We start from the raw sequence: 25,697 nt of genomic DNA, 5'->3' as shown, positions 1-25,697 counted from the left end.
ATAAGAAAAGAGGACGATCACTCGCCCTCTGAATCCTCTTTTTCTGTATCGATATTTACTTTATCTTCCACCTGAGATTTTACATGTGTTACAAGTGGAATCAGGAATGCCGGGATTGTTACTCCCATATCTTTGATATTCTCCAGAATGCTGATGATCTCGTTGCAGATAATCCAGATTGCTACAATACAGGCTACCAGGAATGTAAATGGTAATGTGATACCTGCAGTCTGGGACGCATATAAAAGAAGCTGGTCAATGATTGCTCCCACGATTACCAAAAGCCACATACACACCTTTTTCATAATTCCACGGATGCTTTTATATGAGTTGATGTCCTCAGATCTGTATGTGGATGCCATAAGGCCGGTGGCATAGTCAAGGACGTTGCAGGCCACCATCAGGAGAACTGGCACTGTCAAAACTCCCAAAATGGAGCTGATCAGTGCAAAGATTGCTGTAAATAATGCTTTAATGTAATTTTCTTTCATTGTTTTTTCCTTTCTCCGGTGTTGCGCCGACACAATTCTTAAAATTTAGTATAAAAATAAGAGCCTCCCGGCTCTGCTTTAATTCTTATGTTTCACCTGTCTTTCTAAAAAATGTCAATCACCCAAACGGTAATTGACATTTTTGAATATAAATTTATTTCATTTTAAAATTATCTGTTTCTATTTTAATGTCATCATACAAACATTCTCCATCATTTCCCCACAAAATATTTTTTACACACCCGGTATCTTCAAGCTCTTTCAATGCTGCATAAAACACATTTTCTGACATATTCAGTAATTTTGGTGTAACCTCCATAAAATCAACAATTTCACCATGTGCCTCATTAATAAACGCCTTTAGAATTAACTCTGCTTCTTTACTCATTATATACTCCTTTCATATCACTGAATAATCTATCATTTTACTCAAAATAAATACATTTTGCTCGAGGAAAAGTTTAAAATTTCATAGGCTGTATTTATGAAATTCATTTTTTCGAATAAATTTAATTCCTTATATTTTTCGAAAACATCTTTTGGGGATATTGGAGTAATATTTTCTTCTATTACCTTCTGCACTCCGGCACCAACTTGAACTGTAATATCATATATAAACCAACCATTTTCATTATAGCATATCACTATATCGTTATCTTCATCTGTTCCTTCACTTCTAACTACTCTACTTGTGCTTTTAATTGTAGCAAAAGGAACCAATGCTCTATCTGATAATCCATAATGTTCGGTTTTATTCTTGTCATAATTGATCTCAAGTTCTTTTGAAACAGCATATATGATTTTTTGTATTTCATCATTATTCATTAGTACATCTCTCTTCATAAATATTACAAAAATTATAACAGATTTTTAATCACTATTCAATCGTTACTAATTAACTATCGCCCCCTTTAGTTAAGTTATCTGATTTCGTTGTTCCACTGAGTAACATTTATATTCATGTTACTACCTCCAGTTTCATGTCCAATCAGAACACTTCTTCCCATAGAACAGTTTGTGATTTCACACTCCGTAATTTCGGTACTCTCTCCGTATGAATTAATTCTGAAATATCCCAATGCTTTAAGATATGTGTTTTTAATACTTATGTGGTTTTTAGCATTAGCACCAGCAGAATTATGATATGAAACGACACATATGTGGCCTGTCTTTGTAGTATCAATAGATTCGAACACACCACCATTTATATCAATATATCCATCAATACCTAATCCTCCACCGATACATTGCGCTGTCCTACCAGGTGTATCATTGTCACTATTATCAAATTTGAAATGACAATTAATATATCTATTAATATATGAATCAGTATCTGAATCTCTTTCATCATGTATAATGTATCTAATATTGCTTGCTTCAATTGTTATATTTTCAAGTGTGAATCCGTATATATCTGAATTAAATACAGAAAACCATTTCTTTATAACAGCATTATCCCCTGTATAATTGCAAATAATTTTTGATTTACTGCTACCTATAATATGGATTCTATTTTTTAATAATAAGCCCCTAACCGGCGACCGTGGTGCGCCCCCACCTGTTGCATTATTAAAGAAATCAGAGCCAAACTCTTCAATCAAATCCCATGTTCCATCACCTAGATATACAACAGAATCCATATACTTTGTAGCAGTAACAATCGCATCAGATAACTTTACAAAATCACCACTTTCGTCTTTTTCAACATAGTATGTTTTTGGTAAATAATCCATAATTTTTCTTACTTCATCACTTGCTTTTTCGCTAAATGATAAATAAGATTCATAAATCTTATTTTCATACATTTCTTTACTTGACGTGAATAACGTATTCTTAGAACTTGAGCTACGTACGCCTGTAATAGCAACTACACCATTTTGCGTTGGTTTAAAAATTCCACTCACGAAACCTGTAGTTGTATTTTCAATTCTTGAATAACTACCATCATCATATTTAACACAAGAGAAACTAGAAAAAATATCTATAAAATAATAATTTTCATTAGCGTTAATATTAAATAACTCAAATCTACCAAAATCAGAATTTTCTGATACATTATGACTTTCATAAGTATAAAATTCTCCTGGATAAAATTGTAAATTTTCCAATAGGTTAACATGTTTTTTTGCGATACCCTCTAAATCTTCCTTTAGCGAAGCAGCAGCCTCTCTATTTGCATCAATCTGCTTCACCAGGCCTGTGTCGTCCATATCATATTCGAGTTTATATTCCAGGGCGAGGGAATATGGAGCTACGGGTTCTATGCTTCCGGCAGAGCCAAAGCCCCGGAATTCCAGGGTTTTGTTCGCCTGATCGTAGAGCATGTAGGGCACATGGTTGCTTTCGCTTGTGTATGCAGTGGCGGTGCTGTCTACGGCAAGGTATTGGCCTTTTTCTACGGGGATCCAGCAGCGTGCGTTGCCGTTTGCTTCAAATATTATTTTCGTTGTGCTTACTATTTTTATGGTCTCAGCACTGGGCATGTATACGGTTCCTGGATTTTTTTCAAATTCTACAATATAAGCCGAACATTCTCTGTCCAAATTTAATGTACTTTCATTCTGTGCAAAAGTACCTCTGCTTATTTTGGCAACCACGCCTGCTGCCGTAAAGCGTTCATTTAAAATACAAATTCCTTTGGTTTCCGCAACATATTTCGTGGATTCTGATTTCGCCTTTGACCAGATGGAAGCACCGGCACCAAAGAGAGCTTTATGTATATCCGAAGCCTGTTCCCTTACCGCTTCTCCGGCGTTTCCATATTCTTTTCCATCATAGGCAACACGTATATCCTTCAGCTCTGCATCTCCGGTTGTTGAACCATCTCTTAATGCCGTAAAAGCATTCATTCTTTTCTGGATATTGTCCATCTGGGCTTTTGTCTGATTATATAAATGTTCAGCATCGCTACTTATCTGAGCTCCTGAATCTGATAATTTCTTCATGAGATTGTCAACGGAAACCATCATATCCTGAAAATCTTCAACATTGAAATAATCATCCTGTTCCGGATAAGGCATTGCGTAATTCTTTGTTTTCTTCACTGTATTACCTCCGTTCGAAGCTGATCGTATGTTTTTACCTTAAGTTCTTTATAGGTAAAGGGCTTGTATGCACGGTATGTATTATAAATAATGATAACGTCTATAATCTGGTCCAGCGGTACGATTCCTTCCAGCATTTCCCATATTACTTTTCTGTTTTTATAGTGTTTCAACTGCAACGTAACGGATACTGTTTTCTGCTGTATGTTCACTTCCAGGTTGTATCCATCCCCAAGCATACTCTGCAGTCTTTTCTGAAGAATCCTTTCCGTATACATAGTCGAGATACACCATCTTGCAATCACGGCAATTTTTCGTGTTTCCAAATCACTGCTGCTTGAAGGCTGGATATTTAATATCCGCTCTCTTCTTTCAATTCCACTTTTCCTGGATTCTTTTACCGTGATATTATCATCCAGTTCCTGGATATGATTCTCCAGTTTTTCTCCAATAATATCCCCAGCTTTAACAGAACACTTGATTTCCCTGATCTGCATCACGGCATCCGGATAGTTTACTTTGACGTGCATGTCAGTTCCCCCTTCACAGGAAGCTTGTTTTTCCCAACTGTATAGTTTTTGGCTGCTCCGTTCAGGGTTGTTCCTGCAACATCCTCTACCCCTGTCACATCCACGATTGCTCTCTCAACCTGCAGAATCCTTACAACCAGATTATCATTCTTCTCCCATTTTTCCCTTACTTCAAGGAAATACTCTTCAACGGCCTGATTGATATATTCCTTAATGTCTTCATAGGCGTATCCGGATTCAAATGTAATTTCTGTATTGATATTTACGGTCTCTTCCTCTGCACCAACCACTTTTACCCTGTGTCCGATTGGAGCAATTCCATCGCCTTCTCCGCTTGTCACCACCGGATCAACGGTATTCTGCACTTCTTTCACAACGTCCTCATCAGGAGTCCGGAAAGAATCTCCTGCAATCATTACCTTGATCTGATCATCTGGTTTTGAAACTCTTTCCAACTTACAGGCCTTTACACCAGGCATTTCATTGATCCTACCTTTGTAATACTCCCTGTTTCCGGCAAAACCTCGATAATTGTAGCTGTTCAGCACTCTTGACCGATACAGTTCGGTATCCTCCTGGTCTTTTCCCTGCAGCCTGCATTTCAGTATCTTTCCCCACTCAAACCCTTCCACAAAAGTTATCGGGTCCAGATCAGATAAAAGGGTATTCGGGCCGCTTCCAGATGTATCACATCCGAGCCTGTATATATGCTTGTTTTCATCAATCACATTGAACACTGTATAGTTGTACTCATCGCAATTCCACCTGCTGCCGGCCGGAACTGCACAATTGAACTGTGCTTCAAATTCTGCATAGGTAGCTTCATTTATGAAACATCCGATGTCATTTCCAATCCGGATAAGGTGTTCCAGATCCGCCGTATCTGCAAACATGTTCTTTTCTATCCCGGCCATAAACATATATGTCTCTTCCAGCTGGACCGCCTGTTTTGCACAGGCATTATACAGAAGACTTCCCTCTGATGTATCGATATCGTCCGGCATCTCCTTCATCATGGCTTCCATGATATTTTCAAATGTCATATCCTCAAACATAGATCTCCGCCTCCTGTTCTCCCAGTGTTGTTATAAGTTTGAATGACAGCATGATCTTTTCATCCTTTTTCACACATTCAAAATCTGTGATCCCTTCTATATATGGATTTACACATAAACACTCCTCCGTCATTCTTTCCAGCTCTGAATTCGTATATCCTTCAGAATACTGTTTTCCGATCAGGTCCTCAAACTCCTGTCCATATTCATCTGAATATATATAATATCTGTACCTTGGCGTATGTAATGCGATCCAGCACCATACCATGAGAGCATCTACGCCCTCCACGATCTTCCCGGACAACTGTCCTGTTTTGAAATCAATTCCATATTCTTTCGGAACGTATTCCTCTTCTGTAATATCATCGGATTCCGTATCTGCAAACGGAAACATCATACCGGGTCCACCACCTTTGCAATCAGTACAAATTCCTCAGTATCATTCATCTTCATCAATAAGACTTTATCACCTTCTTCCAGATGATTGATTCCGTCTTCAACAGCCAGGTTGCTGCTTACTGAATAGTCACTTTTATTTATTATTCCCGATCCTATTTTTACTCTCCCGTCATGGCCCATTATGCCAAATTCCGGCACCTGAGGGTTGTAAAAACGTCCCGCCTTTCTCATCTGCTCAATTAACTCTTCATAAGGAGTCATAGCCCGCTGTACCTCCCTCCGTTAATGATCGCCGTCACTTTCTTTCCGGCCCATTGCCCGATATTAAGCTGCGCTCCATTATTTGTCTCGGAATTTCCCAGGCTTTCAAACTCCACGATCGACACAGCACCGGAATACACATGGCCCCATTGGTTTCCGGCATCATCACCTTTTTCATCTGCTATGATCGCATTGAAGCGTGCTCCGTCTTCCAGAACCACGCTTACAACATCACCTGCGGAACCAAACACCGGACGGAGAGCTATCAGGTAATAGCCATTGATGGTTGCAATACCATTCTTCCCTTGCTTTCCATTATTTTCCCACAGATCTGCTATTATCTTCTGGGTGCTGCCACTGTTCCATCTTCCAAAGAAATAGGAATAGTTTGTGTAGTCTTTTATGATCCCTGTCTGTGCTACAGATCCCGGAACCGCTACGGTTGTTCCGCTTATCACCTCATCGCTTCCTTCGGCCGATTTTGTAACCGGATAATCTATGTAACAGAATCCAAGGACATTCTGATGGGAATCTCTTCTTTTCACATCATCGCCATAGTTGCCTTCAATGCTTGTGTATCCACCAGCACTATTGACACTTTCAACAATTCCAATATGTCCCTGACCACCATAAATTACTAAAGCTCCTTTTTTCGGGGTACTGCCCCATTTTCCGCGAGCCTGGTAGTAATCCCGGACATTAAAACAATAAGCTTCTTTTGCTCCTCCCATGAACAGATCTGCATGTCCACTCTTATTGAAACAGGCCCAGATAAACATGCAGCACCAGGCAGCATCCATTCCATACAAAACCGTAATCTCGTTATGATTGCTTCCAGGCGGATTTTCCCCAATCCCGATCCAGGATCTTGCCTGGTTCAGAACATCTTCCAAAGCAGAACTCTCTGATAAATCAGACAAGCTTGAGGATGTCTGTTCTTCATCCTCTTCCTGCGTGTCCATGATATTCTTAAATTCCAGATCAAGCTTCATCGTATAGGATCCATTTTTCCATTCATGGGAATCACTCTCAATCCAAAATCTCCCTTTCAGTCCTGTCCTGGAATCTTCTATGATCACCCCAAGACCGGAAACACACCGGTAATCCCCTGTTGATGTCAGGCTTGCATTTTTACTGATTCCTTTCAGCTCGTTCATTGCTTCCTGCTTGCCATTACCGGAATCCACAGTGATCGCGCTCTGGAATATTCCATACATGTTCGCCCAGCGTGTGTTGGTAAGGATCCCGATCTTCTTATTTGAAGAATTATATACATACACCCGGTTTACCATATCATCCATATTCTCGCTGTAAGACGATTCAAGGATCCGTTCACCCTGCTTAATGTGAAATCCCGGGATCGTCTTCCCCTTTTCGATCACTTCCAGGGTATCCCCATTCATCTGGGCAATGTACGGCTTTTTATTCTTCCTGTACACTTTTGTGTATGCAGCCATAATAATTTCATAATATGGCCTTTCCTGGAAAAACATCTTATTTAACACCAGTCCAGTCTTTGCAAGGTTTCTGACGTTTATACCGATATCCTTACATACCATTTCCGTAATCTTTTCCGGCGTTTTGTTCCGGAACCGGTATGTCCCGTTGGATCTTAGCAGATGGATCATATGATCCTTTGCCGTATACTGCAGCTCTCCGGCATCTGAACTCCTGTTTCTTTCCGTAACTGCCCCGAAAAAATGCACTTTCTGATTGCTATCCGGATAAAATACGATCTTATCTCCCAGCTTGATATCCAGTGTCTCTACACTTTTATCATTCGGACTGTATGCTACAGAAAACGCAACGGTCCGGGCTGCCTGACGTGCACTTCCGGACCAGGTAACGCTTGTGACATATTTTGTTATATCATTCTCTTTCCACTTTAATCTCATGGTATCACAAGCCTTTCTCCATCAAAGATCCACCATCCGTTCACACCCTTATTGGCACTGCTGCGGAATCCATGTTTTACTGCAGTCCGCTCGATAATGGTCTTGTTTGCTTCGTAGATCTTGTTCGCATATGATCCAGTTCCGTAATATTTCTTGGAAATACTCCACAAGGTATCGTTTCCGGAAACAATATGCACCTTTGCTTTCGTTTTGGACGTTTCCCGTTTCGTTCCCTGCTTTATATTCTTTTTCGTTGTGGAAGCTGCAGTCTTTGATGTCTTTTTCTTTTTTGGTTTTGTGTACTTAGGTGCCCGGTATTCCATCAAAGACAGCTTATATTTGATATCTCCAGTTCCATCTTCCTCCCCGTATGAGAAGGAGCTGATCACCACCTGCATATTGATCTTGGTTTTGGTAACAACCAGACGGAGTGTTTTTTCCTGCCAGGAAAGTATTTTCTTCACATATTCCCATGGACTCTGCTTTTTCTTATATGCTGCAAAGGAATAATCCTTATTTGGAAAAAAGGACTCCAGTTCTATGGAACTGAGTCCTCTTTTTCCAAGGATTGTGACATCTCCAAGGTTCTGGACGTTCACGGTTTCATGTCCGGCATCCCTTGTAACGTTATAGGATGCTGGCAGTATCGGAAGCTGTATGGAATCTTTTCCGCATTTCAGCCATATTTCCATCTTACTAATCATTTACGCCTCCTATACTACCGCTGTCTGCGGAAGATTATCATTGGTTTCTTTTATTTTCTTTACAATTCTTTCCGCGATCCGGTCAATGTCTGCTTCTTCACGAACAATAATGCTGTCTGCCAGTTTCGCTATGGTAATTACTGTACCTTTATTCTCGGAACGTGCCATTCGGACAGATTCATCATGTGGATATACCCTTGTACCTCTTGGCAGGTCAACGATCTCTCCGCCCTTCTCACTGATCTGTACAATACCGCCCTGCCAGTTATCGGTTCCTTTTGACAGAGCTGGAATCTGCGGAATGTTAAGCCCTTTCCAGCTTTTACCACCAATTCCAAGTACCCAATCCGGAACTGTGAAATGGATAGAATTAATCCTGCTGATCGCACCATTTACAATGGAAATGACTGCATTCATCGGGGTTTTTACAAGGGCTTCCAGCATTCCGAAAGAATTGGAAACAATATCCCTTAAGCCTTTCCATGCTTTTTCCCAGTTTCCAGTGAACACTCCATTCATAAATGTTGTAACTCCCTCAAGAACGCCAAGAAAACCGTCTATATACTGGCTTGCACCTTCAAAGAATATTACAATCACATCCGATCCTTCTGAGAATACAAATTGTACAGCTTTTATAAATCCGCTCTCCAGATAAGAGCCTATTTCTGTACATAGTCCTAAAAACGGCTGGAGCTGTGGCTGTACGGTATTCCAGAACGATTCAAACCGTGCAGCTGTTTTTCCGAGCAGAGGACTGATTCTGTCCCAGTTTTTATAGATTAGAAACGCTCCTGCTGCCACAGCTGCTATGCCAATTCCAACCGGCCCTTTCATAATTACTCCAAGAGCTTTAAAACCAGTTTTTCCATCCGTAAGTCGTTCAATTGCTCCACTCAATTTTGCAGAGTCTTTTATCACTCCACCAATTCCAGATGATACCTTTCCGGCTCCTAGCAATACCGGACCGGTTGCTGCAGCCACGGCTGCAAACTTCACAATGGTTTTCTGTGTAGCCGGGTCCAGCTCGTTCCAGTGATCTACCAGGGAATCAATCACAGTGATTCCCTTCTCCACATACGGGATCAGCATCGTTCCTACCGGCTGCAGGACATCAACCTGGATCGTCCTCCACAACCCTCCCAGTGCTCCTGTGAGTGTGTCATATCTGGTGTTGACCAATTCCTCCATCGTCTCTTTAGTTTCGTCGATGGCACCATTGGTTGTTGAAAGCGTTGTAATAACCTGCGGACCTAAATCTTCCCACATGGTTCCAAAAAGATTAACCCCTGCCGCACTCTGGGCAACCGGATCTTCCATTCCGGCCAGTCCCTGGATTACCTCGTTAAAGGCCGCTTTCGCATCCTGGCCTCCGGCCGCAAATCTTTTTGCCATCTTATCGGCATTCATTCCGATGGCTTCAAATCCCTGTTTTGTTGTATCTGATCCATCGATCGCACGGATGGAAAATTCTTTTACCGCATCACCGATCTTATCCAGGTTGAATGCTCCATTTTCCGCTCCATTTGCGAAAATCGAAAACATGTCCTCCGCATCCAAGCCAAGCTTTTGGAACTGTACGGAATATTCATCAATGTTATCAAACAATTCTCCTGAAAAATCCAGGCCATTCTGAGCCCCCTGTGCCATAAGATTGAATGCTTCTCTTGCGGAAACGCCGAAATTCTTGATCAGGCTGTCTGCTGCTCTGGTACTTTCCCCGATATCAACATCAAAGGTATCTGCCAGCGTATAAGCGTACTCCGTACATCTCTGCAGTGCAGAATCATCCAGATAGGACATGTTCTGGTCAACTTTTGCCATTGCATCCGCCACATCTCCTATGGATTCTCCAAAGTTGTCCTTGTAGACATTGTTGATCATATCCTGGTATTTGCCCAGGTTTTCGGTTGCTGTCCCAGTTGCGGCCGCAAACTGTTTGTAGGCATCCTGTGATTCAGAAGCGAACTTTATTGCAGCTGTTCCAGCCGCTGCCATTGGCACAGAAACCGATTTTGTAAGGCTTTCTCCGGCTCCTTCCAAAAACTGCCCTGCATTTTCAAATACACTTCCAAGATTGCCAATTCTTTTTTCCAGATTTTTTGACTGTCTTGCTACTGTCCGCGATGGATCTGAAAATTCATCGATCAGCTTTACTACCGCTGCTACTGTTTTATTTGCCCCGTTCCCTCGCCTCCTCTTTTATGTCTTCGATCTCCTGCATCAAAAAAGCACGGGTGATCAGACGTTCACCCGCACCCATATTGTAATAATCCGAAATTTTCCACTTTTTCAAACGGAACAGTGCATAAGCAATGCTTGCTTCCCTGTCCGTCCTGATCAGTTTTTTATTTCCTTCTCCTCAGTCTTAAGCCCAGATAAAGCAATAATCTCATCTGCAATGGTTCCGGCTTCTGCCTGAAACAGAATTGCGGCAAGATCTTTTGGAGTCGCAGCATTAAAATGCTCCAGCAAAGCCGGATCTTTTAAATCCGGTTCAACAATTCCATTCACACAGAACATCAGGTTTGTGTCGTAAGCTGCTGAAATATTTCTTTTTCCTTTCTCATCAAACATCATCTGCATGATATCATTGTGCTTCCGACCCGAAACTTCCTGAATCGTGATCTCTGTTTCCTCTCCCAGAAGCTTTGTCAGCCTTGCAGATCGGATCTTCTTTGTTTCCTTTTTCTCTACTGTCTCTTTATCAACTCTGATCAGCTTTTCAATCAGATTCATGTTCTTTTCCTCCTGTCAAATAGCATCCAATACATCAAAATCCGAAAAATTAAACGGAATGGACTCTTCGCCCAGCTTTCCGGCTTCCCAGTCTGCAATTGGGATTTCTGTAAAAATACAATCCTTAAGCCGTACACGTTCGCCGCCAAAGGCTTCCGGGTCATCCAGATTGGAGATGATCGTGCCTCTGATTGCTTTTCCTTCCTTGATCGCCTGTGCTGCTCTTTTCAGCCAGTATGATGTCACTTTATTAAGTTTTACAGTTCCTGATCCGCTGATTCCCGTTACTTTATACCCCTTTTTTAAGGTCCTTGCCTGTGTCACTTCTGCGGTATCAAATTTCATTTTTGCCTGAAGTGCAGTGGTTTCTGCCATATATTCAGCATCAATCCACAGCTCTCCAAACGTTCCATTAATAACCCTGTCCGGTGTATAACCTTTCCTCGTTAATCCCTCCTTTTATGCCGTGATATCCAGATAGATGTCTTCCATGACATCTGAAATTGTCACAGTTGCTTTGAAATATACTTTTTCATCGGTATACTGTTTCTGCATTTCCTCATCTGACATGGCTTCTGCATCTTCTTTTTTGATCTTTTCATTTTCGATCACATATTTTCGAATTTTCTCCACGTCAAACTCAATGCTGTAATCTTCGATCAGGCCATTTACAAGGATTTCGTCCATGTAGGTTTTGATCGCAGATAACAGAAGACACTTATTGCTGTATGTATTCTGATATTTTCCGATGTAGTTATCCTCGGCCAGCTCAACAATATCGTTGTTGATCATGTCCATAGTCTCTACAACACGGATTTTTTTCCATGGGCTCTGCTTTCCGGTTAAAGTGGTTAACGATGTCACGCCTCTTCCAACCTTGATTTTTTCTCCGTCATCAAACAAAACAAACTTTCCTGCATCAATGGCTGCTTCAACCGATTTACGGTCCAGATCTTCACAGGCTGTTACATCGTCCAGAACAGCAAAGGTCACGGACTGATCACTTCCTGTTCCTGCGATCAGACCGGCAATCCTAGAACAGAACGTTTCTGCTGTATAGCTCTTTCCATCTGCAGTTACTGTCTTCGTTGCATAATTTACAATTCCCTCTGTATCTGCTTCTGTTTCCGGTAACACAGCTTTCACTCTGTTATGAGCTTCCCTCTGAGCTTTCACCCAGTCTGTGATCTTCTGTGTCTGGGAATCTTTTTTTGCACTTGGGAAACACATCCAGTCTACTTTCTTCCGCTCAAAATATTTGAAGGCTTTATTGTAATCTGTCTCTGCAGTAGCAAGAACATATACCACAACTTTTTGCGGTGCCGTGTCATTTCCACGGAGTGCCAGGGCAATCTGGTTTTTATTATCTGTCCCCAGCTCCTCCGGGATATCTTCACTTGAAAAAATTGTTATCGGATTCCCACTTGGAACCTTTGCATCTTTGAGCACCATTCCAACAGATCCGCGGTCCAGCCTTTTTGCCGAATTCTGCGCCCGTACCACGAATGTGATGTTCATTGCTGGTAATCCCATCAGTTTCCTACCTCCTGTCTCATTTCCATGTTTTTCATAATTTCACTGTTATCCTCCTTTTTCACCTCATCCCAGAATTCCACTTCAAATGTCACTACAGGGATATTGTTGTTTTCCCCCTCAAACATACAGTTTATGTTATCGGTATTCAGTTTCCTGCTGCCAACCTCAAGTTTATAGCCAAAAACAAATTCCATTTTTTCAAAGAATTCCATTGCCGCAAGTTCGTCAGACCGTTTCTGGATAAGGTCAATTTCGATCTCAACATTTTTATGGACCGCATTTTTCGTTCTCTCTGAAAACGTCTGTGTCACATAAACAAAAAAAGAAGGTCTGGTATAACCCTCTATTGTGTCTGGTCCGTATATTTTTGTACCGGGATAGGATTCCTTTAATGTGAGGTTCACAGCCTGCTTAATATCTTTAAGAGTCAAATCCTGCATCCTCCAGTATTGAATTTAGAAGCTCCTGGCCGATTGCTTCGGAATATTCTGAACGTCGTGCCATATATTTTCCAACAGTCTTTTTAGCGTATACCTTACCAACTTTTCTTCCAGTTCCCGGTTTTCCTTTTCCCCAACGGTTTTTCCGGTTATGAGTAACCAAGTCGTGTCCTTCTTCATAAAGATGATAATGTGGAGCTTTCGTTGTAACAGCAACCGTGTAGTTAGTTCCTGATCGGATCACTTTTCCCTGCCGGAAGCTTTCTGCTAATCTAACTGGTTCTTCCTCTGAATCTTTAGCTTTCCAATGATGCCCTTTTGCTTCTGCATTTACCCTTGTTCCAAGATCCTCAGCAATATTCCTTGCTTCTTTCCTCAAAACCTTTTCCGCAGAAGCAGGAAACTGCTTCATAGCCTTTTCCATAGCCTCAGCAAATTCTCCATCTCCAGTTATATCAAACTTGATACTCATTTCCTTCAAACACCTCCCTGCACTGTATCTCAAGAAGTTCATGTCTTTCATCAATGTCCAGCGGCGGACCTTCTATTGTAAAGATCCTGCCGTGATATTTGATCCTCATATCTGCAGTAATATCATTCCGGAACCGCACATATATCCTGTGAGATACCTCTGGTTTAAGCTTTCCCATAAAGTTATATTCCGAAGATTTGTATGGTTTTACGCTCCCCCAGACGGTCTTATAATCCTGCCAGGATGACTTATCCTGTCCCATCTCGTCTTCTTTGGCTTCAAGGCGTTGGAAAGTGAGCCGCCGGTTTAATTTTCCTGTATAAATCATTTCGCCACCTCACAGAAAATTGATACAGTACATTCCCAGAATAGTTTCTGCTGTTTTATTCATAACATTTTTATCAACCTGCAGCTGGCGGTTATCATACATATCCGCAATGAGCATAAGGACGGCAATCGTAATGTCCTCATGCTCGTCCAGCTGCTCCTCAGTCAGCCCCGTATATCCTTTACAAAATTCTACGGCGGCTTTTTTCATAACCAGAATCTCCGTATTGTCTTCTGTCTCCATATCTTCCGGAGATTCCCTGATATGCCGCCATATATCTGCAGCAGTTATTTCACTGATCTTCATATTTCCTCTCCTTTTGCGCCGGCGCAACTTTAAGCGGATGCCATTGTCAATTTTGCGATTTTCTGGGAATCCTCCACTTTTGTATCAATTTCCATCCATGCAACTACGCCTACTGCATGCTGCGTTGCATATTTCTCTCTCAGTACTTCGATATTTGCGTCCTCTGCCACTTTTACCGCTAATCCGGAAAAGTCTCCATAATATACTGCTGTAGCTTTTGCTGCCATCTTTGGCATTGCATCGGAACAATACACATCTTTTCCAAGAAGCGTATATCCCCACCGTGCTGATACATCCCTGTTCAAAAGATAATTGCCATCACTATCTTTTAACTTTCGGATTGCGGTTCTGGTGGCTTTATTCATGATCCATACAGCACCGCTCTGATAAATATCCGGAATGGACTCCTGTACATCGATCAACTCGTCAGCTTTAACTTTATCTGCTGCCGCTGCTGTAATACCCCGTGTAACGTTCGTAAGTCCTTCAGCTTTTCCAGTTGTTCCGATCAGACACTCATGTTCAATAAATACAGAAATCGCTTTCGCCATATACTGGATAATCTTATTCAGTACATCAAAATTACTGTTATTGATCAGTTTCTTTGAAATCAGCGTCAGTGCTCCTGCAAGGAATCCACCAAGCGAAATACTCTTGAATGTTCCAGATGTACTGGTAAGTTCTGTAAACTCATCCGCATAAGCCATTTTAATGGAACTGGTTTCTTCGTCATAATATGGGATATTGATTGTTCCACCAATGTTATACCGGTCAGCCATACTGTAGATTGGGCAGATTTCTACTACCTTTTCAATGATTTTATTGACAATAGAAGACGGAATCACTGCACCATTGTCCGCATAAGTAAGGTTCGCAGCTCTTTCGTTTGTAAGTGTTCCTCTCACATAATCCACAAATGCCCGTTCCTCAACGGTCAGATCATCATTTTCCCCGTCTTCTTTTTTCTTTCCTCCGGGATTTCCCAGATTTCTGGCTCTTTCTTTTGCTTCGATCGTCTTGTCAATGGCATTGATTTCTTTCTCAATTTCATCAAAACGGGCCTGCTCTGATTCTTCAAAGGCACGTTCTTCTTCCTGGGCCTTATTTAAAATCCCTTCCATTTCTTCTACAAGGGCAGCTCTTTTTTCCTCCAGGTTCTTTAATTCCTCTGCCCTTACCTGCAGGTATCGTCTGGCAGCTACTCGGAATGCCTTTTTATTTGTAATTCTTCCTCTATGACTTTTCATGATTTTCCCCCTAATCTTCTGATGGTAGCTTCATATTTCGAATAATCCACTTTTTCTTTCTGTTCACTTGAGATTACTTTTGTTTCCAGAGTTCTTACCTCCAGTACTTCATTCCCGTCTGCGCGCATCTCGATGGAAGTGCTTGCATAACAGGGAATTTTCCTGTTATCAATAATGGATACTTCTTTCAGATCCATATCCTCAACAAATCTGCGTTTCAGTCCGGAATCGGTATCTTCCTCTTTTGCGGCCCTTTCTATAAATCCAAAGGACCAGCCTCTCAGTTCTCCTTTTTTTGCTTTTTCGATCACTTCCGCGTCTGTAATTTCTGCAATTGCACGAAGCCCGATATTGTCTTCAAACAACTGCAGATTTGTTTTGGTACTTCCAAGTTCCCTGCTGTAATCATGATTCAACAGGATCTTTATTTCATCTGCGCGTGAAATGGCTCTCTCAAATGCTCCCGGAACAATCTGCTCAATAAACTGTTCCCCGCTTCTGTCCCGGATCGGTCTGCTGTCTCTGGCAACAGCATTTACATAGCCATCAATCGTAACTGACTGCTCTCTGATCTCTATTCTCCTGGGTCATCGCCCCCTTCTTTTATTTTTGTCAAATCTAATGTTTTACTGGTGTTAAGTACAATCACTTTATTGCTTTCCGGATCATACAATCCGTCCTGGAGCCCCAGTTTGATAAATTTCATACCAAGAGGTGGCATATTTTCTTTTTTTCGGACCTCATCTGTCTGAAGAAATCCTTTTTCAATTCCAACACTGTATGCGTTATACCGCTTGTCAATATCACCTTTGATCAGTTCTGAAATATCAAAATCAAAAAAATACATCTGTTTTTCAGATTCCAGCAGCATTGCCCGGTTTAATGCAGTCCGAAACTCTGCCAGCAGGTTTGAAAGCTCATATTTAATGAAATTTTTTTCATCCTGTTCTCCGGCATTGCCACTTAACAGCGATGGCGGGATCCCAATTACTTTACAGATCTCATCCCCATTCGTCTTTTTATTTTCATTCAGCTGCATTTCTACAGATGTATTGGACGCTTCCTGAAAATCAAGGCCTTCATTCAGGATCACCACACTCTCTGTATTGTTTGAATAAAGATTTCTCCATGCTTCTTTCAAAGAATTGATTGCCTGCTGCGACAGTCTTCTCGGAGACTTAATAAAGCCCTTCTTATTACCGCCTGTTGCAACAAGGGTTTCCTCAAATTTCATGGAGTTATACGCCACACTAAGAAGCTGCTTGTTTTCTTCAATAAGGCTTTTCCCCTGTGCCCCATCCTCCGTATTTCTCAGAAGGCGTACAAACTGATATGGCCTGTACGTGTTTCCCTGTACTAAAATGTCATAATCTTTAAATATCACATCCGGATTCTGGTTAAAACTTATGTTTTTTTCTGCCACATACCTGAGAGAACGTACTTCGTTCCTGACTTTATCTATGTAAATATAACCGCCTCTCCCAAGAAAATAATCCAGAACAACTGCCCGTTTCATCTGATAAGCATCTAGCGTATCCCCTGTTTCAGAATTCAGTAATATCGTTCGCCTGTCATCCGTCACTTCTGTGATCCTGTCATCTTCCCGTTTATACAGCTTTATTGGAACTGCTGCCATTGTCCCTGCGATCTTATTCAGGCATCCGGCCAGGGACGGAATATTCATTGCTCCTTCCCTTCCAATACTTTCTCCTGATAACCAGGCTCTTAAAATAGCGGCATCTACTTCCGGTTCCACATCCGGATCCGCACGTTTTTTCCGTTTCCAAATTCCCCTTGCTATCCCTCCTATGCTGTCTGGGCAACAAAATTGTCACCGTTCAGTAAATATTGCTGTAAAAGATACATCGCATTGATCAATGCAACTACCTCATCTACCTTACCGGTGGATTTCTTTTTGTTGACATATTTGTTTAAGTTTGTGTCTTCTGTACATCTCGCATTCTGAAAATTGATTTCCAGAAGCCGGTTCTCTTCATATCGGAATGCCTGCTGCAGGATCAGCTCTTTTAACCATTTTGTTGGCTGATGCAGGACGGAACTATGCTGTTTGATTTCCACACACTCCAGCCCTTCTGCTTCCATTTTCTGGACACTTGAAATTGCATTGTAGCGGTCATATCCAACCTGTTCCACAATTACTCCGTATTCTTCTTCCAGCAGATGTATCACATAATTTTCCACTACACTGTAATCAATTACTTCCTCACCACATGCAATACACTCCCCTTTACTGATCATTCTCTGATAATCCACATGTTCTTTCTGGGTTTTTATGTTAATTTTCTCTTTTGGAATAAATCCCATTACCCTAGCGTAAATATATCCGTTATCTTCTGTCACCATCGCCACCGCAGTATTATCATCCGTCTGGGAAAGATCTACTCCAACCCATACCTGACGGCCATTCCACCACTGTGGATCTGGTTGGATCCTGCACAGTTTCACTTTCTGAATATCTATATAACCTTCCACACCAAGTCCCTTATAGAGAATATTGTTATGCTTGCAAAGATAATTTTCTCTTTTATTCTCATAAAGGACTGCTAAGGTACGTTTCTTTTTTATCTCATCAAAAATATATTGATGGGATACTGCAACCGGATTGCTCTGATAAATCGCACGATCATCAGTCTGCCAGGCTTCTCCCTGCTTCAGATCATCATCTGGTTCGTAAAGCAAAGCAAAATATCGCCGATCATCCAGCAGACCGTCCAAAGTCTTTTTCGCAATGTCAATTTCATCGATCATCACGTTATTATCGTTGGGATACTGTGTACTGATGATAATTCCAAGTTTATTAAACAAAGTAATCTGTGAAGATCTCATTGCTTCTACCGGATAATCATCCAATGCTCCTGCTTCATCTGCCAGATACGCATTTGCCAGTTTTCCATCCATTCCATCCTGGCTATATGCAAGTGGCGTATACTCATTTTCATTGAGCAGACATATGATCTGGCTCCTCAAGACCTTAAATGCAGGTTCATCCTCATCGTATAATGCTGGCGAAACTTTTATAATTTTTCGGATAGCATTTTTCAGTTCCGATGATAACTGCAGATCCGGCGCAACAGAAAAGAACCGGGAAAAATCCGGTTCTGTAAGCATCAGCAGGATAAATATCACTGCCGAATTGAATGTTTTAAAATTTTTTCGTGCGATTTCAAGAAGAATCGTTACATAAAACCGGCTTCTTTGTTCTGAATTCCGGCAATATGTGCATAGCCCGGCTACGATCATAAACCACGCATAATCCTCCAGGCCATCATAAATACTACATCTAAGATCCGGGTGGACCATTAATTTTAGTAATTTGCATATTTTTTCATACTCCTGTTCATCTACATAAGCGTCCTCATCATTTCCATCCGCAATATGTAACCAGCTTTCTGCCTGTTTTTTAACATATTCCGGGACTTTTCCTTCCTGCTCCGTGGAACACCATACGGCATATTTGTATGCTTTTCCTTCTTTCATCCGCCCAACGCTTCTTTCAGTGGATTGGTTTTCTTTTCCGGTTTCTTCGGAACAGATCTGAGGGATGCTGCGATCGTCATAACGTTTTCTTTCTCAATCTCTGCCAGCATTCTTCTTTTTGCCTGGATCTGCCGATCCATAGATACCAGACTTTTCTGCATGGAAGCTTCAATGCCGTAATATTCTTTCCGTGTCAGTTCTCTGTTGATAAGCATATCGTCTTTTTCATTTTGAAACTCACATAACTGTTTATAAAACTGATCTCTTTTTTCCTCAAATTCCTTCGTTTCTGCATATAAAATACAGTATCTGTTTATCACAGCTCCATACATATCATCGAATTTATTGATCTTTTCAAGGAGCTTTTTCAGTCGAAGAAATTCCTTATGTGCAATCTCATTGTCTTTCACTTCCTGCCGTTCTTTCAGCGGAATCCCTGTAAGCAGAGCCTTTTCTGCCTGTTCACGCTGCCGGAGTTCTTTCTTGGTTCTGTGTGATTTTCCTTCCATCCGAATAATATCTGCAGACTTTGGTGTTGTTGGCATTGTGCTCCCTCCTTCCGTCAAGAATAAAAACGCTGATGTGGGAATTTATTATAAATCTGTGGGCATATGTGGTCGTAAAAAAGTCAAAATTTTCAGATTTTTTTAGGCGGGGGGGATTACATTTCATCCTCCTGCTGCCTGGCAATCTCTTTCAGTTCCGCCTGCGATATCTTCCCGGCTTCGGCCATCTCATGATGCCTACCACATAATGAAATAAGATTGTCATTGTCAAGCCTTCCGTCCCAGTCTTCTGCTATTGGTACAATATGATGTACTTCTATTTCCCGGTTGTTATATTGCTGTGTGGTTCCGTACAGCTTTCGCATACAGATCTGGCACAGATATTTGTCCCGCTCTCTGATCTCCAGGCTCTTTCGCTTCCATGCCTCAGTGCTTCGAAAACTATTCTGCTTTGTCCGTATCTTCCTGCGTACCGGCCTGCTGCTGCATTGATATTTACTATCATGAATCCGGCCACAGTATTTGCAACTTCTTAACATATCTTATCCTTTCATAAATAGCGGGAGATGGATTTGAACCATCATTTCAGACTTAGGAGATCTGCAAGTTTCCATTACTTCATCCCGCGTTATTTTATGGACATTCTGGGACTCGAATCCAGAACCGACCGGTTATGAGCCGATTGCTCTGACCTGCTGAGCTAAATGTCCGCAATTAGAAAAAGCGTGTAGAAAAATGATTTCTCATTTCCCACACGCCCTTTACAATATTAATTCGGTGTTGAACGTCTATGTTCTTTAACTTTTACACCATCACTTCTCGTATACGGTTTTACAACCACAATCTTTTTATTCTGAGTTCCTCTAACACTAGATTTTGTTTTGGCCATCTTCTTCTACCTATACCTTTCTTTTGGGTAGAAGCGTCCAACTGGTAAATACGCCTCTTCGTTAACTATTACTGATTCTTCTTTTTATCTGGTTCCGGTCCAGGACCTACCCAGAATCTGAAGGCTTTTTTACCATGATCCTTGGCATAATCTTTCGTGCCATCTTTCCTGGTAATCCACGTTCTAAAAATCCACATGGATATCCCCTCCTTTCGCAATTAACTCTTGCAAAAGGATAAATACAGTGTTACAATTCAGTTGTCGAGACGGAATTGTAACCAGTTGAACAACTGTATTTACATTTTCACAAGAGCCAAGCACCATATTTATGTTGCTTGGTTTTTTGTATGTATAAAGCCTTTCGACTTATACAGCTTTAAATAAATCAAGCATTTTTTCCTCGTAGTCTGTATAATGCCCTATTCCATTATATAGCCAACTTCGATAATACCAATATGCATATTTGGCAGCCTGATTACTAAGGTCAAAAGTAGTCCTTATTGCATCCGGGGTAACATTCTCTATGAAATTGTCAATCAGTGGTGGTGGCGCAAGTGCATATTTTGCAAAAAAATTTGCCTCTGCTTCTTCCTCTTCTCCATCTTTAATATGTCCCATAGCATAATGACCAATTTCATGCATTATAGTTTGGTTGATTCTCCCATAACTTTCACACGAATCATTATAAAAAATAATCCATTCTTGACTCTGAGAACTGCCAATTGAAAATCCATCTTTGCTTTCACGCATTGCTGCAATTCTCTTTTCCTCATTTAAAGCAGAATATGGAACAATCTTAATTCCCATTTTCGTAGCCATTTCAAATGCACTAATTGGAATACATCTGATTCCATATAGAGAAAAGGTATCTATTGCCACCCTCTTAATCTCTTCATACTGTTCATTTTCCAGACGCATATACTCTCCTGTTTGTTACATTAAAAGTTTAATAAGTTCCATTTTTTGTTCCTTTGTCATTTTTGAAGCATTCCGTGCTAAGATCACCCGTGCATCATCAAAATCTTTTTGTGAACCACTTTTTTCATCTTGGCTCAACAAATAATCTGTTGTTGTGTTGAGTGCTTTTGCAATTTTAATCAGAGTGGCGCCTCTTGGTATACGATCTCCCTTTAAATAATGGGAAATGGCAGATTCTGTCACTCCTGATAAAGATGCCAGATCCTTTTGCGTCATTTTACGGTCAGAAATTATTTCTGCCATACGCTCTGCTATGCCCCTTGCCATTTCGTCTTCCTCCTTATTAGCAATCGATTGCTACACTCATACTATATCATTAAATTATCACTTTGTCAAGTTATTATAATTTTTTATTATGTCTATTACCATTTTATATATAAAAAGCACCCGGCTGATGACGCCAGATGCCTTCTTGTGACCTATCATATAAATGTAGACTCCTAAAGCCGCCGACCTTTATGCCTTTGGCTTCTATTGTATTGTACAACGAACTTTCCGAATAATCCGAACTTTTTTTATTTTCACTCAAAAAATGGCGATCCCGCAAGGACCGCCGTTCTGTTACCTGTTCATCCCTAATTTTACCATCAATGCTTCCTGCAAGATCTGAGAAAAGTTAATGTTCTCACGGATTGCAGCTTCATTAAGACATTCTGGAATGCTCAATGTTTTCTTCACTGCACGGGAGCAATTCTTTCTGCGATACTCCGCCATATCAAACTCTATGATCACTAGAGTTCCATCTTCCGGATCTACGGCATCAAGAGCTGAAGCTTCCGGTATTGGTTCCTTTTCATTTTCTCTTGCAGTCAACGCCAGGCCAAGGGCATCCACAGCCATTTCATATGCTTCCTGCATATCTTCACCCTGTGTCATGCATTCTGGTATATCCGGATACGTATTTATACGTATGTCAACTATTTTATTTGTTCCCTCATTAAGTATTTATCTCTGATCATAAGCCTTGGATAATCAGGATTCTGTGAATATCCTGTCTTTCCTGCTATCTTCTCCCAGGTCAATCCCTGCTGATAAAACGCTTTGAACACATATCTGGTCTGGCCATCTTCAATGTTCTGAATCCAGTTGTCTACTGCTGCCACCTGCTCATTTTTATGCTCATAGGTTCTCTTTCTTCTGTCATATCGCTCCTGATCAAACCCAACTACGCTCTGAGGCCGTGCAAAACCTGTACTGTAATCAAATATTGTGCTGTTCCCTAGCCCAGCCTCCCCATTCATCATTTCATCCAATTCCAAACCAAGGACCGGTATTTCCCTCTTTAATTTTCTGTAATTATCAAGAAGTTTCCTGGTGATCTTGATCTCGCCCACTGGCATCCTCCCCTTTCTACTACAATATATTTATGGTTAATATCCCTTACAGCCAGTAAGGAATTATCCATCTTGTTGCTTAAGCTGTTAGAATGTAGGTAGCAATCGGATATCGTCCCCTTTCTTGGACTTCGCGTCCGTTAATTAGACTGATAACCAGCTCCTCATTCACAGCGTTCGTTTTATGCAGGTTGAATCACCATTTATGTTATTTTAGTCATTCACAACCCGTTTTCTATCTTGTAGTCACCTTTTTTCTCTAAAAAACAAAAAAATACCAACCACCAATATTGATGGCTGGTAAAAGGACTGTTCAATCTTTCTGAATACCCGTTCCATTACAATGTTCGCACTTTACTAAGTCGTACCCCACTTCTTTTAAAGCTCGTTTTCTGCACTCTCCCATTGTTAGCGTTCCAGGCGCATCGTATCTATCAAACAACTCCGAATACTTCTTTTCATCCCTTGGTTTTTTAAACTTGCCTGTTCCTTCACACCAAAAACATTTTCCCATATGACAATTCCTCCTATCATATCTATAATACAGAAATTATATCATTCCAACCGTTAATATTCAATTATCAATGTGCTATTATTTGTTATAATTCAGGAATTATTTCTGTACTAATCTGTTGCTCTTCCTCTATTTCGTTAAGCACCTTATGCTGTCCCAGTTGATTAAAAATCCGCAATTCGGACAAAAATTAAGGCCTACATCCATGCGGAATCCGCAGTTTCCACAAGTGTAATAACAGTTATATCGCTTCATCTGGTGATATTTAGGCTTCTTGCCATCCAGTTTTGCAAATTCATATATTATTCGGTTAACTGCTGATTCAAAATGCTCTGGCTCTTCTTCCGGAAATTCCTCAGTCATTTTCTCTAACAGCTGTAAACATTCTTTTTTGCCTATCATCATGATTCATTTTTTCCTCCTGCTGTCTGCAGGATTTTTTTTCGTACCCGATCCCATTCTAGGAGTAATGTAATATCCAGATTCCTGCTTAACTTAATATCTTCCGGAATGATCCGATACTTCTTGTCCACAAGTGCAAAGTTTGCTGCTGCCTGGCAGACATTATCTCTTGCAATACCAAGCTTCTCTGTAACCTGTTTGGCTGTTAATAAATCCTCAAAGACTGCTTTCCCGTTCTGGTCTACTACCTTGTACAGGTTTACTCTTCTTTTCATTGATTTCCCCTATCTCTACCTGATCAAGATAATTCCGGCCGAATATCTTCATGAACTCCTTGTGGCTGTGCTGCCTTTCAAATTCTCTCTGGGCCATACGCTGTACTTCATGGCGGATCCGGGCATTGTTGTGAATAGCTTCCGGGCCATAAACGTGATGATCTCGACACAGGTATATTTTCAGGCCATTCTCTTCTGAATTTGTCCTATTAGGACCACTAAATACATGGTGTTCCTGAAGAGTGCTATGTTCAGACCAGTTATCATGAAGCATAATACACAGATAACACGTCCTGCTCTTCTTATCATGTAAAATACTTGGTGGATGATGTTTTTTTCTTTTTCTTACTTTTCGGTTTTGGAAATAACAATTTCTGCCCCTTTCCGGGGAGGTCAAGGCCTCCCCTTATGTATTTGTGATATATTTGGATTTTCGATAACACCCCTTATTTCTGTAATTCCTTCAGGAATTCAACCAGCTCTGTTTCTGAGTTTGGGAATTTATAATACCGTGCATGATATGTCCATTTCGGTATGCCGCCCTTGCACTCTGGTTCAGGTCCTCCAACAAGATGTAAGAATGCCGTTTCATGTTCTGGCATCCATTCTGTTCCTGGAAGAATATATTCTTCTGCAATCAAGCATGCGCCATTCTCAAAATCATACTTGTAGTATTTAACACCGATGTTTTTATCTTCGTACCACAAGCCCCAATCCTTGTAGTTTCTCAGCCATTCTTTTCTCTGATCATTATTTTTCATGACTGGCAATGCAGTGGCTTCGCCGGGATGGTCTGCGATTTTGTTGTAGACACCACAATCATGCTGCTTTTCGTCCGGTGTTTCTGCTACCAGTTGGCAGCGTTCTTCCAGCCATCCGCAGCGACTGTTACAATCATCCGGACACTGAGCACAGCATTTGTATTCCGTATCACAATAGGCTGCTGCACCGCATTTTCCCGAACCGCTCTTTCCAGTGATACATTTTGCCGGCCCCGGCATTTTGTTATCTTTCTTCTCCGGTGCGTCTATAGACACCATCTTGACCGGTTTCCGTTTCTTCCCGAACCTTTTTATCAGCTCGTGGGCCAGCTCATTCCAGGTGAAAGCGCATTCCATGTAACTTCCAGGATTGAACATGATCCCGGTTGAATTTGCCTGATAATTGAATTTACCATTCCTGATCCGGACATCCTGATACCGGACTTCAAGCAGATAGGTCGTTGCGTTGATATCACATGTAAGAACACGTTCTTTATCTCCTTTGTTCAGGGCTTCGAAAAAGCCTTCTATCTGCAGTTCCGGTGTGATTGGGATCTCGTTCTCCGGCGGCCGGTTCTGTCCGGTTGCTGTTTCAATCGTCATTTTTCCTGGCATGTATTCTGGATGCTGTTCAATGCTGTCTTGGCCGGGGATCTGATCATCTATCTGTTGCGCCGGCGCAATAACTTCTACTTCCGGAGGTTTCCTGATTGCACGAATTTCCTTTGCACTCATTTCCGGCTCAGCTTCTTCCATCTGTTCATCTGTCAGATACAACATTTCCTGCAGCTGGCTTTTGTTAAAATCCTTGTATTTATCATCCAGGATAGGGCTGTTTCCATCTTTGGAAAACTTGTCATTCATTGCCATCCAGCGACTGGCTGCTGACTTTTTGATTCCATACTGATCTTCCGCAAACTCCCAGATACTGTTATATCCACCATCCCGGAATAATTCCCGGTCCCGGATATACTTCATGTAATATCCGGCAGCAATAAAGCTTCTGGACATGGTTTTGATATTCGCTGAAAGAAGTTTCTTTACATCATTCAGTGGCATGTCCATTTCGTACCATTTACTTTCTACTACATCCATG

General features: G+C 41.2%; 33 protein-coding genes and 2 tRNA genes. All 35 read right to left on the bottom strand.

Annotated features, from left to right (window positions below; translation table 11 throughout):
• Positions 1–17: 17 nt before the first annotated feature.
• Entirely contained in the window at positions 18–491 is a 474-nt protein-coding gene (locus tag NE671_RS01680) for a phage holin family protein (protein ID WP_129975731.1), read from the bottom strand.
• 154 nt (positions 492–645) lie between these two features.
• Positions 646–879: a hypothetical protein gene (locus tag NE671_RS01675; protein WP_129975729.1), complete on the bottom strand. Its 234-nt coding sequence runs from the start codon at positions 877–879 to the stop codon at positions 646–648.
• Positions 880–920: 41 nt separating this feature from the next.
• The gene (locus NE671_RS01670; RefSeq protein ID WP_129975727.1) at positions 921–1,316 is read right to left on the bottom strand and encodes a hypothetical protein; all 396 of its coding nucleotides are present in this window, start codon (positions 1,314–1,316) and stop codon (positions 921–923) included.
• 95 nt (positions 1,317–1,411) lie between these two features.
• Positions 1,412–3,535 carry a hypothetical protein gene (locus NE671_RS01665; RefSeq protein WP_173740666.1) on the bottom strand — a complete coding sequence of 708 codons (2,124 nt, stop codon included), beginning with the start codon at positions 3,533–3,535 and terminating at the stop codon, positions 1,412–1,414.
• The gene (locus NE671_RS01660) at positions 3,532–4,065 is read right to left on the bottom strand and encodes a putative phage tail protein (RefSeq protein WP_129975723.1); all 534 of its coding nucleotides are present in this window, start codon (positions 4,063–4,065) and stop codon (positions 3,532–3,534) included. The genes NE671_RS01665 and NE671_RS01660 overlap by 4 nt, the downstream gene beginning before the upstream one ends.
• Complete coding sequence (locus NE671_RS01655) at positions 4,050–5,120, bottom strand: baseplate J/gp47 family protein (RefSeq protein WP_129975721.1); 1,071 nt, start codon at positions 5,118–5,120, stop codon at positions 4,050–4,052. Before NE671_RS01655 ends, NE671_RS01660 begins: the two co-directional genes overlap by 16 nt.
• Positions 5,113–5,517: a DUF2634 domain-containing protein gene (locus tag NE671_RS01650; RefSeq protein WP_129975719.1), complete on the bottom strand. Its 405-nt coding sequence runs from the start codon at positions 5,515–5,517 to the stop codon at positions 5,113–5,115. The genes NE671_RS01655 and NE671_RS01650 overlap by 8 nt, the downstream gene beginning before the upstream one ends.
• Positions 5,514–5,780, bottom strand: a complete 267-nt coding sequence (locus tag NE671_RS01645) for a hypothetical protein (protein WP_129975717.1) — start codon at positions 5,778–5,780, stop codon at positions 5,514–5,516. The genes NE671_RS01650 and NE671_RS01645 overlap by 4 nt, the downstream gene beginning before the upstream one ends.
• Positions 5,777–7,675: a CHAP domain-containing protein gene (locus NE671_RS01640; RefSeq protein ID WP_129975715.1), complete on the bottom strand. Its 1,899-nt coding sequence runs from the start codon at positions 7,673–7,675 to the stop codon at positions 5,777–5,779. The genes NE671_RS01645 and NE671_RS01640 overlap by 4 nt, the downstream gene beginning before the upstream one ends.
• Entirely contained in the window at positions 7,672–8,379 is a 708-nt protein-coding gene (locus tag NE671_RS01635; RefSeq protein WP_129975713.1) for a LysM peptidoglycan-binding domain-containing protein, read from the bottom strand. The genes NE671_RS01640 and NE671_RS01635 overlap by 4 nt, the downstream gene beginning before the upstream one ends.
• Before the next feature lie 9 nt (positions 8,380–8,388).
• Positions 8,389–10,419 carry a phage tail tape measure protein gene (locus NE671_RS01630; RefSeq protein WP_129975711.1) on the bottom strand — a complete coding sequence of 677 codons (2,031 nt, stop codon included), beginning with the start codon at positions 10,417–10,419 and terminating at the stop codon, positions 8,389–8,391.
• A gap of 297 nt (positions 10,420–10,716) precedes the next feature.
• Entirely contained in the window at positions 10,717–11,115 is a 399-nt protein-coding gene (locus NE671_RS01625) for a phage tail assembly chaperone (RefSeq protein WP_118514836.1), read from the bottom strand.
• Positions 11,116–11,130: 15 nt separating this feature from the next.
• Positions 11,131–11,532: a phage tail tube protein gene (locus NE671_RS01620; protein WP_129975709.1), complete on the bottom strand. Its 402-nt coding sequence runs from the start codon at positions 11,530–11,532 to the stop codon at positions 11,131–11,133.
• A 42-nt stretch (positions 11,533–11,574) separates the two neighbouring features.
• Positions 11,575–12,648 (bottom strand): phage tail sheath subtilisin-like domain-containing protein, encoded by a 1,074-nt coding sequence (locus tag NE671_RS01615; protein ID WP_129975707.1) that lies wholly within the window; start codon positions 12,646–12,648, stop codon positions 11,575–11,577.
• On the bottom strand, positions 12,648–13,082 hold the full coding sequence (locus NE671_RS01610; protein WP_129975705.1) for a phage tail terminator family protein: 435 nt from the start codon (positions 13,080–13,082) through the stop codon (positions 12,648–12,650). Before NE671_RS01610 ends, NE671_RS01615 begins: the two co-directional genes overlap by 1 nt.
• Entirely contained in the window at positions 13,072–13,563 is a 492-nt protein-coding gene (locus tag NE671_RS01605) for an HK97 gp10 family phage protein (protein WP_161206379.1), read from the bottom strand. Before NE671_RS01605 ends, NE671_RS01610 begins: the two co-directional genes overlap by 11 nt.
• Entirely contained in the window at positions 13,547–13,891 is a 345-nt protein-coding gene (locus tag NE671_RS01600; protein WP_129975701.1) for a phage head closure protein, read from the bottom strand. The genes NE671_RS01605 and NE671_RS01600 overlap by 17 nt, the downstream gene beginning before the upstream one ends.
• Positions 13,892–13,900: 9 nt before the next feature.
• On the bottom strand, positions 13,901–14,197 hold the full coding sequence (locus NE671_RS01595; protein ID WP_129975699.1) for a head-tail connector protein: 297 nt from the start codon (positions 14,195–14,197) through the stop codon (positions 13,901–13,903).
• Positions 14,198–14,226: 29 nt separating this feature from the next.
• The gene (locus tag NE671_RS01590) at positions 14,227–15,444 is read right to left on the bottom strand and encodes a phage major capsid protein (RefSeq protein ID WP_129975697.1); all 1,218 of its coding nucleotides are present in this window, start codon (positions 15,442–15,444) and stop codon (positions 14,227–14,229) included.
• Entirely contained in the window at positions 15,441–16,016 is a 576-nt protein-coding gene (locus tag NE671_RS01585; RefSeq protein ID WP_256163595.1) for an HK97 family phage prohead protease, read from the bottom strand. The genes NE671_RS01590 and NE671_RS01585 overlap by 4 nt, the downstream gene beginning before the upstream one ends.
• Positions 16,017–16,018: 2 nt before the next feature.
• The gene (locus tag NE671_RS01580; RefSeq protein WP_129975695.1) at positions 16,019–17,200 is read right to left on the bottom strand and encodes a phage portal protein; all 1,182 of its coding nucleotides are present in this window, start codon (positions 17,198–17,200) and stop codon (positions 16,019–16,021) included.
• A 50-nt stretch (positions 17,201–17,250) separates the two neighbouring features.
• Positions 17,251–18,942 (bottom strand): terminase TerL endonuclease subunit, encoded by a 1,692-nt coding sequence (locus NE671_RS01575; protein WP_129975693.1) that lies wholly within the window; start codon positions 18,940–18,942, stop codon positions 17,251–17,253.
• Complete coding sequence (locus NE671_RS01570; protein ID WP_129975691.1) at positions 18,939–19,487, bottom strand: hypothetical protein; 549 nt, start codon at positions 19,485–19,487, stop codon at positions 18,939–18,941. Before NE671_RS01570 ends, NE671_RS01575 begins: the two co-directional genes overlap by 4 nt.
• A gap of 116 nt (positions 19,488–19,603) precedes the next feature.
• Entirely contained in the window at positions 19,604–19,987 is a 384-nt protein-coding gene (locus NE671_RS01565; RefSeq protein WP_129975689.1) for an HNH endonuclease, read from the bottom strand.
• Positions 19,988–20,005: 18 nt separating this feature from the next.
• Positions 20,006–20,076 (bottom strand) — tRNA-Arg (locus NE671_RS01560).
• Positions 20,077–20,084: 8 nt separating this feature from the next.
• Positions 20,085–20,158 (bottom strand) — tRNA-Ile (locus NE671_RS01555).
• A gap of 247 nt (positions 20,159–20,405) precedes the next feature.
• Complete coding sequence (locus NE671_RS01550) at positions 20,406–20,534, bottom strand: hypothetical protein (RefSeq protein ID WP_255363765.1); 129 nt, start codon at positions 20,532–20,534, stop codon at positions 20,406–20,408.
• A gap of 169 nt (positions 20,535–20,703) precedes the next feature.
• A complete protein-coding gene (locus tag NE671_RS01545; RefSeq protein ID WP_129975687.1) occupies positions 20,704–21,255 on the bottom strand; it encodes an ImmA/IrrE family metallo-endopeptidase in 552 nt (183 codons plus the stop codon).
• A gap of 15 nt (positions 21,256–21,270) precedes the next feature.
• Positions 21,271–21,582, bottom strand: coding sequence for a helix-turn-helix domain-containing protein (locus NE671_RS01540; protein WP_243113506.1), 312 nt, complete (start codon positions 21,580–21,582; stop codon positions 21,271–21,273).
• A gap of 294 nt (positions 21,583–21,876) precedes the next feature.
• The gene (locus NE671_RS01535) at positions 21,877–22,221 is read right to left on the bottom strand and encodes a type II toxin-antitoxin system HicB family antitoxin (RefSeq protein WP_330641768.1); all 345 of its coding nucleotides are present in this window, start codon (positions 22,219–22,221) and stop codon (positions 21,877–21,879) included.
• Positions 22,222–22,232: 11 nt separating this feature from the next.
• Positions 22,233–22,655: a hypothetical protein gene (locus NE671_RS01530; protein WP_129976021.1), complete on the bottom strand. Its 423-nt coding sequence runs from the start codon at positions 22,653–22,655 to the stop codon at positions 22,233–22,235.
• Between the two features lie 307 nt (positions 22,656–22,962).
• Positions 22,963–23,163, bottom strand: coding sequence for a hypothetical protein (locus NE671_RS01525; protein ID WP_129976019.1), 201 nt, complete (start codon positions 23,161–23,163; stop codon positions 22,963–22,965).
• A gap of 129 nt (positions 23,164–23,292) precedes the next feature.
• Positions 23,293–23,568, bottom strand: coding sequence for a hypothetical protein (locus NE671_RS01520; RefSeq protein ID WP_129976017.1), 276 nt, complete (start codon positions 23,566–23,568; stop codon positions 23,293–23,295).
• Positions 23,565–23,840 carry a hypothetical protein gene (locus NE671_RS01515; protein ID WP_129976015.1) on the bottom strand — a complete coding sequence of 92 codons (276 nt, stop codon included), beginning with the start codon at positions 23,838–23,840 and terminating at the stop codon, positions 23,565–23,567. Before NE671_RS01515 ends, NE671_RS01520 begins: the two co-directional genes overlap by 4 nt.
• Before the next feature lie 446 nt (positions 23,841–24,286).
• Entirely contained in the window at positions 24,287–25,696 is a 1,410-nt protein-coding gene (locus NE671_RS01510) for a hypothetical protein (protein WP_129976013.1), read from the bottom strand.
• Between the last annotated feature and the right edge of the window lies 1 nt (position 25,697).

The sequence above is a fragment of the Blautia sp. DFI.9.10 genome (genome assembly GCF_024461705.1).
Classification (GTDB): Bacteria; Bacillota; Clostridia; order Lachnospirales; family Lachnospiraceae; genus Blautia_A; species Blautia_A fusiformis.
This window is presented reverse-complemented; position numbering and strand designations above follow the sequence as displayed.

Excerpts from the sequence above, each read along its gene's own strand:
- NE671_RS01625 (WP_118514836.1), bottom strand. The coding sequence starts at position 11,115 with ATGAATCTGATTGAAAAGCTGATCAGAGTTGATAAAGAGACAGTAGAG.
- NE671_RS01570 (WP_129975691.1), bottom strand. The coding sequence starts at position 19,487 with ATGCCAACAACACCAAAGTCTGCAGATATTATTCGGATGGAAGGAAAA.
- NE671_RS01635 (WP_129975713.1), bottom strand. The coding sequence starts at position 8,379 with ATGATTAGTAAGATGGAAATATGGCTGAAATGCGGAAAAGATTCCATA.
- NE671_RS01510 (WP_129976013.1), bottom strand. The coding sequence starts at position 25,696 with ATGGATGTAGTAGAAAGTAAATGGTACGAAATGGACATGCCACTGAAT.
- NE671_RS01590 (WP_129975697.1), bottom strand. The coding sequence starts at position 15,444 with ATGAAAAGTCATAGAGGAAGAATTACAAATAAAAAGGCATTCCGAGTA.
- NE671_RS01545 (WP_129975687.1), bottom strand. The coding sequence starts at position 21,255 with ATGCGTCTGGAAAATGAACAGTATGAAGAGATTAAGAGGGTGGCAATA.
- NE671_RS01605 (WP_161206379.1), bottom strand. The coding sequence starts at position 13,563 with ATGAGTATCAAGTTTGATATAACTGGAGATGGAGAATTTGCTGAGGCT.
- NE671_RS01515 (WP_129976015.1), bottom strand. The coding sequence starts at position 23,840 with ATGAAAAGAAGAGTAAACCTGTACAAGGTAGTAGACCAGAACGGGAAA.
- NE671_RS01660 (WP_129975723.1), bottom strand. The coding sequence starts at position 4,065 with ATGCACGTCAAAGTAAACTATCCGGATGCCGTGATGCAGATCAGGGAA.
- NE671_RS01670 (WP_129975727.1), bottom strand. The coding sequence starts at position 1,316 with ATGAATAATGATGAAATACAAAAAATCATATATGCTGTTTCAAAAGAA.
- NE671_RS01530 (WP_129976021.1), bottom strand. The coding sequence starts at position 22,655 with ATGCCAGTGGGCGAGATCAAGATCACCAGGAAACTTCTTGATAATTAC.
- NE671_RS01550 (WP_255363765.1), bottom strand. The coding sequence starts at position 20,534 with ATGTGGATTTTTAGAACGTGGATTACCAGGAAAGATGGCACGAAAGAT.
- NE671_RS01645 (WP_129975717.1), bottom strand. The coding sequence starts at position 5,780 with ATGACTCCTTATGAAGAGTTAATTGAGCAGATGAGAAAGGCGGGACGT.
- NE671_RS01675 (WP_129975729.1), bottom strand. The coding sequence starts at position 879 with ATGAGTAAAGAAGCAGAGTTAATTCTAAAGGCGTTTATTAATGAGGCA.
- NE671_RS01520 (WP_129976017.1), bottom strand. The coding sequence starts at position 23,568 with ATGATGATAGGCAAAAAAGAATGTTTACAGCTGTTAGAGAAAATGACT.
- NE671_RS01600 (WP_129975701.1), bottom strand. The coding sequence starts at position 13,891 with ATGATTTATACAGGAAAATTAAACCGGCGGCTCACTTTCCAACGCCTT.
- NE671_RS01650 (WP_129975719.1), bottom strand. The coding sequence starts at position 5,517 with ATGATGTTTCCGTTTGCAGATACGGAATCCGATGATATTACAGAAGAG.
- NE671_RS01615 (WP_129975707.1), bottom strand. The coding sequence starts at position 12,648 with ATGGGATTACCAGCAATGAACATCACATTCGTGGTACGGGCGCAGAAT.
- NE671_RS01575 (WP_129975693.1), bottom strand. The coding sequence starts at position 18,942 with ATGAAAGAAGGAAAAGCATACAAATATGCCGTATGGTGTTCCACGGAG.
- NE671_RS01525 (WP_129976019.1), bottom strand. The coding sequence starts at position 23,163 with ATGGGAAAATGTTTTTGGTGTGAAGGAACAGGCAAGTTTAAAAAACCA.
- NE671_RS01565 (WP_129975689.1), bottom strand. The coding sequence starts at position 19,987 with ATGTTAAGAAGTTGCAAATACTGTGGCCGGATTCATGATAGTAAATAT.
- NE671_RS01640 (WP_129975715.1), bottom strand. The coding sequence starts at position 7,675 with ATGAGATTAAAGTGGAAAGAGAATGATATAACAAAATATGTCACAAGC.
- NE671_RS01540 (WP_243113506.1), bottom strand. The coding sequence starts at position 21,582 with ATGGCAAGGGGCATAGCAGAGCGTATGGCAGAAATAATTTCTGACCGT.
- NE671_RS01595 (WP_129975699.1), bottom strand. The coding sequence starts at position 14,197 with ATGAAGATCAGTGAAATAACTGCTGCAGATATATGGCGGCATATCAGG.
- NE671_RS01680 (WP_129975731.1), bottom strand. The coding sequence starts at position 491 with ATGAAAGAAAATTACATTAAAGCATTATTTACAGCAATCTTTGCACTG.
- NE671_RS01655 (WP_129975721.1), bottom strand. The coding sequence starts at position 5,120 with ATGTTTGAGGATATGACATTTGAAAATATCATGGAAGCCATGATGAAG.